We start from the raw sequence: 6,325 nt of genomic DNA, 5'->3' as shown, positions 1-6,325 counted from the left end.
AATCCGACGGCGATATGTCCGTATGACTCAACCGGTTTCATGCCCTGACCTGCGGAAACGCTTCTGTCCTAGTGGATATCCAGGAACATCCGCATGGCCGACAGTGTATGCGGTCGACACCGAACACCCCGAATCAGGCCAGGAACCGCTGTGGCCAGGGGCATACGGTGATGGCCGGAACCCAAAGATGATCTTGCCGAGCTCGAACACCCCGATGAGGCGCCTGGTCAATGCCGCACAAGCCAGAGCGCAGTCGCAAGTACGACCAGCACGGACCAGACAACCCAGTAAACGGGAGCTGCATGCACCGCGACCAGCACCGCGGCTGCCACGCCAAGCACGACGACTGTGGTTGTTCGCATGAGGAATTGTCTCAGCCCTCTTCGAGACTCCGTCATCGAAAAGGCCCCGCCCTCTCAGGGGCGGTGCTCCGACCATTGAGCTAAGACGACGAACCTGCCACGTCGGGCGGTGGCACGGACAGCGCGCGGCCGGTGAGCAGGGCCGCGCAGGTGCCGGTTGCGGCGCAGCCCAGCACGATCGACCACGCTACCGGTCCCAGTGGTACGCACCCGAAGAACCGGTTCACTCCGGGCACCATGATGATCGTGGCGAGGACTACGGAGCTGCCGGCCACGGTCACCCAGACCAAACTGCTGTGCCGGCCGATCACCAGGGTCTGCCCGAGCTGCGTACCGATCAGGGCGGCCAGTGCCATCGTTTCCGCGCGGCGGCGCCGGCCGGTGGCGCGGCCGAGCAGCCATGCCGCGCCGGCGCCGAGGGTGGTGCAGGCGCCGCGCACGGCGACGGCTTGCAGGAAGTCGCTGTCGATACCGGGCGGTGGCCCGAGTGTCCTGTCGGTCGTTTCGGTGTCGTCGGCGGGCCGGGTGTCGGAGAGTGTGAGCGCCATTGCCGGACCGAGGTCGGTGAGCAGGTTCACCACCAGGAATTGCCGGGTCCCGATCGGGGCTCGGCCGGACAGCAGCGTGCCCAGGACGGTGAACGCCACCTCACCGGCGTTGCCGCCGACCAGCACGCCGATCGCGTCGCGGACTCGCTGCCACATGCCACGGCCCTCGGCCAGTGCCTCCTGTAGCACGGTCAGGTCGAGGACCTTGCCGGTGTCGGTGAGGATCAGGTCCGCGGCCTCCCGTGCGGCGACCGACCCTCGAGCGGCCAGCCCGATACCGACATCGGCGGTGCGGATCGCGGCCGCATCGTTGCTGCCGTCCCCTGCCATCGCCACCGTGTGCCCGCGGCGTTGGAGCGCGGACACGATGCGCACTTTGTGTTCGGGCGATACCCGTGCGAAAACTGTTGCCTGCTCGATGAGTTCGGCTTGGCCGTCCTCGTCCAGCAGGTCCAGATCGGCGCCGGTGGCCACCGTGTCGGCGGGGATGGCGAGCTGTTCGGCGACCGCGCGCGCGGTGATCGGGTGATCACCGGTGATCATCCGCACGCTGATGTCGTTGCGGGCCAATTCGGCAAGCAGTTCCAGTGCCTGCGGGCGCGGGCTGTCGGCAATACCGAGGAAGCCGAGAAGGGTGAGTTGCTCGATCTCTTCGGTGAGATCGCGCGGAGCAGAGGCGAAATCGCGCCGCGCCACCACTAGCACCCGCAGCCCCTGCGCGGCCAGCCGGCGCAGCGCCGCCTCCGCGGCGGCGCGGCACTCGAGCGTGAACGGCCGGGCCTCCCGGCGGCCTTCGTCATCGGTGCGCAGGACCTGATCACAATGTGGCAGCAGCACTTCCGGGGCGCCTTTGACGGCGAGCCGGATGTGCTGACCGGTGTGGCCCACCGCCGCGGAGTAGCCGCGGAAGCTCTCGAACGGCAACTCTTCGATGGGTGCCCAGGCATGGGGCGGTCTGTGGCCCAGATATGTGTGTGCCGCCTCGACGACAGCTCGGTCGGTGGCGTGTACCAGTGGAGCATCATCAGGGTTGGGGCAGGCGTAGGCGGCGGCGCGGAGCAGCCCCCGCGACTGGGGCGTGCTCGCGAGATGGTCGCTGTCCCAGGTCTGGTCGAGATCGGCAACCGCGACCAGCCGCAATTGGCCCTCGGTGAGGGTGCCGGTCTTGTCGAAGCACATGGTGTCGACGCGGCCGAGTGCCTCGATGGTGCGGCTGGAGCGGACCAGCACGCCGCGGCGGGACAGGCGGCGGGTAGCGGCCAGTTGGGCGACCGTCGCCACCAGCGGCAGTCCCTCGGGGACGGCGGCGACGGCCACGGCCAGCCCGTCGGCGAGGGCCGGGCGCAGCGGCAGCCCCCGCAGGAAACTGGTGAGGGTAACGGCGGTTCCGCCGCCGAGGGTGAACGGCAGCACGCGTTCGGTCAAGCTGCGCAGCTGTTCCTGCACACCGCCGCTGGGAGGCGGCCCGGCGGCGGCGAGGGCACGACCGGCCTCGGTTGCGGTTCCGACCGCCACCACTACCGCGGTCGCCTCGCCGCTGACCACCACGCTGCCCTCGAACACCATGCCGGTGCGTTCCGCCAGCAGGGCGCCTGGTGTGGCGGGGGTCTGCTTTTCCACGGTCACGGTCTCGCCGGTGAGGCCGGACTCGTCCACTTCCAGCCCATCGGTCTCCAGCAGCCGCGCATCCGCGGGGACTACCTCGCCGGTGGCCAGAGCGATCACATCGCCGGCCAGCAGACCGTCTGCGGGAGTTTCGATTTCGCCGTCCTCGGTGAGCCGCCGAGCAGTCAAGCGCTCACCGAGCAGGAGTTTGTCCAGCGACAGCCGGGCGCGGCGGCGCTGCAGGGCCGACACCGTGGCATTGAGCCCCAGCACCGTGCCGACGAGCACGGCGTCGGTAGGCGAGCCGAGCAGCGCGGAGGCGACCGCGCCGACACCCAGCAGTGGAGTCATCGGATCGGCCAGCTCGCCGCGCACATCTGCGATCAGACCGGCGAGACTCGTCGCGGGCGTGGCCAATCGCTGCGATATCCGGCTGGCGACGGTGGTGACGTGCGAGCGAGGCGGCGGCGCCGACCGGTGCGGGGCGGGCAGGCGGGCCAGCACCTCGTCCGGTTCCAGTGCATGCCACGGCACCAGCCGCACCTCGGCCGGCCCGGTCGCGCGGGCGGCCCGGCGCCCGCCGTTCAGACCCGTTGCCAACCCCATCAGGGTGGCCGCCGTGACCGGGCTGGTGGCTCGCGCCGCGCGAGACTCCGCGGGACCGGACGCGAGCAACAGACCGCTGAGTGTGGCCGCCGACAGCGTCAGGATCCGGCCGCGCTCACTGACATTGCGGGCCGGGCCGGTAGCGGCGATGATCTGCCGGGCCGAACTCAGATCCGGGCACACCACATCCGCCTGCCAGGGGATGCGTGCCGGAGCGCCGGGAGTTCGGGAGGCGATACCGATGCCCAGATCGGCGGCAGCCAGGGCGCGATGTGCCTCGCCACCGACCACCGCCACCACGTGCCCCTGCTGTTGCAGTCGCCGTACCAGCTCGGACACCGACCCGCCGGCGAGCACGAATTCATCGGCGCTGCGCCGCAATTCGCCGGTGCTCTCGTCACCGATGAGTACCACTCGCAGGCCCGCCTGTCGGGCGGTGGACAGCAATCCGGCAGCACCCGGATGTGGCTCGCTTCCGATCAGCACCCGCCCGACCACGTGTCCGTGCTCGTGCAGCAGGTGCCAGCGCGGGCCCCCTGGATCGCTTTCCGGGCCGGGAGGACTTTCCGGGCCGGGAGGATCGGTGTCGATGCCGAGTCGCGGGTCGGCATCGATGGCCAGATGCAGATTCTCACGCCGATGCTCGGGCGGTGGCGGGATGGGTAGTTCCTCACCATTGCACCAGAGCAGCCGCTGGGCGGCGCTCCACACGTGTTCGACCGGCCAACTGTCGTCGCGGGATTCGGCGTCGAGGACCACCGCCCGTTGACCGCGCACAGCATCCCGGTCGACGACCACCGCGGAAACCCGGTCCATGCGGCGCCACATGAACGGATCGAGGGTCAGCACGCCGCGCGCCGCCATGAGGGTCGACAGCGCACCGGCGAAGGTCTCGCGACCGGCCCGCGCCGCCTTCGGCACGCCCGCCGCCACGGCGTCGGCGGCGTCGGCGACCGCGCGGCCGCCGACCAGCGTTGCCGCCGAGGCCAGTGCCGCAGCGGCGCTGACCTGTTCGGTGCAGCGCTCGATCGGGCCGGGCGGCAGCGGTACCGGCCGCGGCTCGGGCCGATCGTAGACGTCGACACCCGGCAGATCCGGGTCGGCGATCAGCTCTTCCCAGCGCCGCCACTGCGCGTAGCGAGCGGTGGCCTCGACCAGCCGCACCGCCCGCTGCATCGCGTCGGCGCACAGGCCGGTCACTTCCGCATCCAATGCCTGACCCACGGCATTTCCGATCGTGATCACGGTGTCGGCGCGGTGGCGGCCGAGCTGGGCTTCCAGTGCCCCGCGCAACCTCGGCTGTCCGTCCACGAGAGCCACCGCCCCCCGGACCACATGGGCCGGCGGCGGTGCCGGAAGCAACCGCCCGGTAGCCACCACACCGATCCCGATGAGATCGCCGGCCAGCTGCAGCGCGGATGTCAATACCGGCTCCCGATCGGAGGGGTGCTCGAGTCGACGGCTCCACGGCTCCGCACTGGTTCCGGCGAGATCTTCGACGCGTTCCAGGATCGCTTCCAGCTGTGCCGGAGACAGGCGTCGCGGGTCCGCGGCCACGACGACCCGCCCGGTGGCGGCATTGACCTGGAACCAGCACACCTCCGGTTCCTGCTCGAGGTGCTTGCGCGCCAACTCGGCTACCCGAGCGCTCTGTGCCGACTGCAAGCCGCGAACCTCGGCATGAATACGGTTGGCATGCACCGTGAGCCGTCGCTGCGTACGCATGCGCTGCGGGTCCACGAGCGCGCTCAGTTCCCGGCCGATGCCCTCGGTGAATTCGGCGACTGCTCGAGCGACCGCCGGGTCCGCGAGCCGCGACGCGACCGCGACCGGCCGCCGGAACAATCCCACCGTGGCTCCGGTGGCCGCGAGGGGCAGCCGGATCGGCGCAGTGGCCAGACCGCGCAGGGATACCACTACTGTGCGGCGGTTCGCGACCGTCGCGAACCCGCGGTGGACTGCTTCGGCCGAGTGCTCTTGCGCTCCCGCGGCCGCGGTCGTTCGGACGTGTCCTGCTTCCCGGATTCGGTTCTGGCGCGCCGTAACAGATAGACCGCACCCGCGACGCCGCCCGCAGCGGCGGCCACGGGCCACTCGATCAGGCCGGTCAAGCCGGCCGCGACGACGCCGAGCACAGTGGCGGCAGACACGTCCACCCCACTGCGAGCGCCGGATACGGCGCCCTCGACTGTGCCGCGCGCCGCGCCGGTCACCGCGCCGACGACGGCTCCACCGGCCGCCTCGACCGCATGCACACTCGCCGAGGCCGTAGCCTCGAGCGTCCTCACAGTGTCCGATGCAACGCTGCTCATCACACCCCAGTCGTCGTAGGTAGCGCAAAGAACTTCGTGCGGAAACTAGTGCGTTGCCAGAATACTCCGCGATGCTCTAATCGGCCCTACGTTATCGAAACGAAAGGCGGCGCACTCGACTCGTCTACGTAAGACGTAGGCAGAAAATGCCATTTCCAAGCAGTGCCGACCCGATCCGACCCTTGTAGCGACGATATTTCGCTACCCGAGCGGCCGAAATTGCAGGCTAGTTGCTATTGCAAATTGGATCTACGCCTCTTCGAGTGCTTCGCCGATCTGATGAGCGATGCGATTGTGCTGATCGTGTAGCAGCCAATGACCTGTTGCGAGCACCAGTGCGACAGGCCATTCGATGATCTCCGCGGCGGCCAGCGCGCCCAGTACGCCGTAGTACGCCAACTGCTCGGGCCGGGGGATGCGAACCCGGCCGATCACCGGCAGATCTACTGCGAAACCCTGCGCAGCCAGCACACGGTCGACGGCGTTCTGGTGGCCGGTTGATGGTTTTTCGGCCATTTGTTGCCTCCCGGTCATAGTGCGTTCGAGTGTTCGACGCCTGGGATCCGCAGTGTGTCGAGCGTGATGAGTACTGGTGTGGGCGGCGGGTCGGATCCATTGACGGGGGCACTGACGCAGATGCTCGCTGTGCCGTTGCGTGAGCTGTATGCGGTCCTGCTGCGGCTGGATCTCATCGAGATCGTCGACTGATCATCGGGCCGGCAACCTCCAGCGGCAAACGGCCGAGGAGGGACGGCGGTCGCGGCAGCGACGGTGAATAGCGTCCGCCAGCAGCCGGATCAGGATCCTGGCCCAGTCCCATCACAGCGACCAACGTTTGTTCTGCGCGTGTCGCGCCAACGAAGCTAACCAGAGTTTAGCCCCGGGCAAATCA

Annotated in this window: 4 protein-coding genes; 1 reads left to right on the top strand and 3 read right to left on the bottom strand. The window is 69.2% G+C overall.

The genetic code is table 11. The features are described from left to right. Positions 1-442 precede the first annotated feature (442 nt). From ABZV44_RS18555 to ABZV44_RS18545, 3 genes are all read right to left on the bottom strand, one after another. The gene (locus ABZV44_RS18555) at positions 443-4,972 is read right to left on the bottom strand and encodes a cation-translocating P-type ATPase (protein WP_354837544.1); all 4,530 of its coding nucleotides are present in this window, start codon (positions 4,970-4,972) and stop codon (positions 443-445) included. A 65-nt stretch (positions 4,973-5,037) separates the two neighbouring features. Beyond that, positions 5,038-5,409, bottom strand: coding sequence for a hypothetical protein (locus tag ABZV44_RS18550; protein WP_354837542.1), 372 nt, complete (start codon positions 5,407-5,409; stop codon positions 5,038-5,040). Positions 5,410-5,682: 273 nt separating this feature from the next. Further along, positions 5,683-5,949 (bottom strand): hypothetical protein, encoded by a 267-nt coding sequence (locus tag ABZV44_RS18545; RefSeq protein ID WP_354837540.1) that lies wholly within the window; start codon positions 5,947-5,949, stop codon positions 5,683-5,685. Positions 5,950-6,015: 66 nt separating this feature from the next. Here ABZV44_RS18545 and ABZV44_RS18540 point away from each other — a divergent pair, with 66 nt between their 5' ends. Beyond that, positions 6,016-6,141 (top strand): Rv1535 domain-containing protein, encoded by a 126-nt coding sequence (locus tag ABZV44_RS18540; protein WP_354837538.1) that lies wholly within the window; start codon positions 6,016-6,018, stop codon positions 6,139-6,141. Positions 6,142-6,325: the final 184 nt, after the last annotated feature.

The sequence above is a fragment of the Nocardia sp. NPDC004860 genome (assembly GCF_040609015.1).
Lineage (GTDB): Bacteria > Actinomycetota > Actinomycetes > Mycobacteriales > Mycobacteriaceae > Nocardia.
Note: the sequence above shows the minus strand (reverse complement) of the source record. Positions and strands in the feature narration are given on the sequence as shown.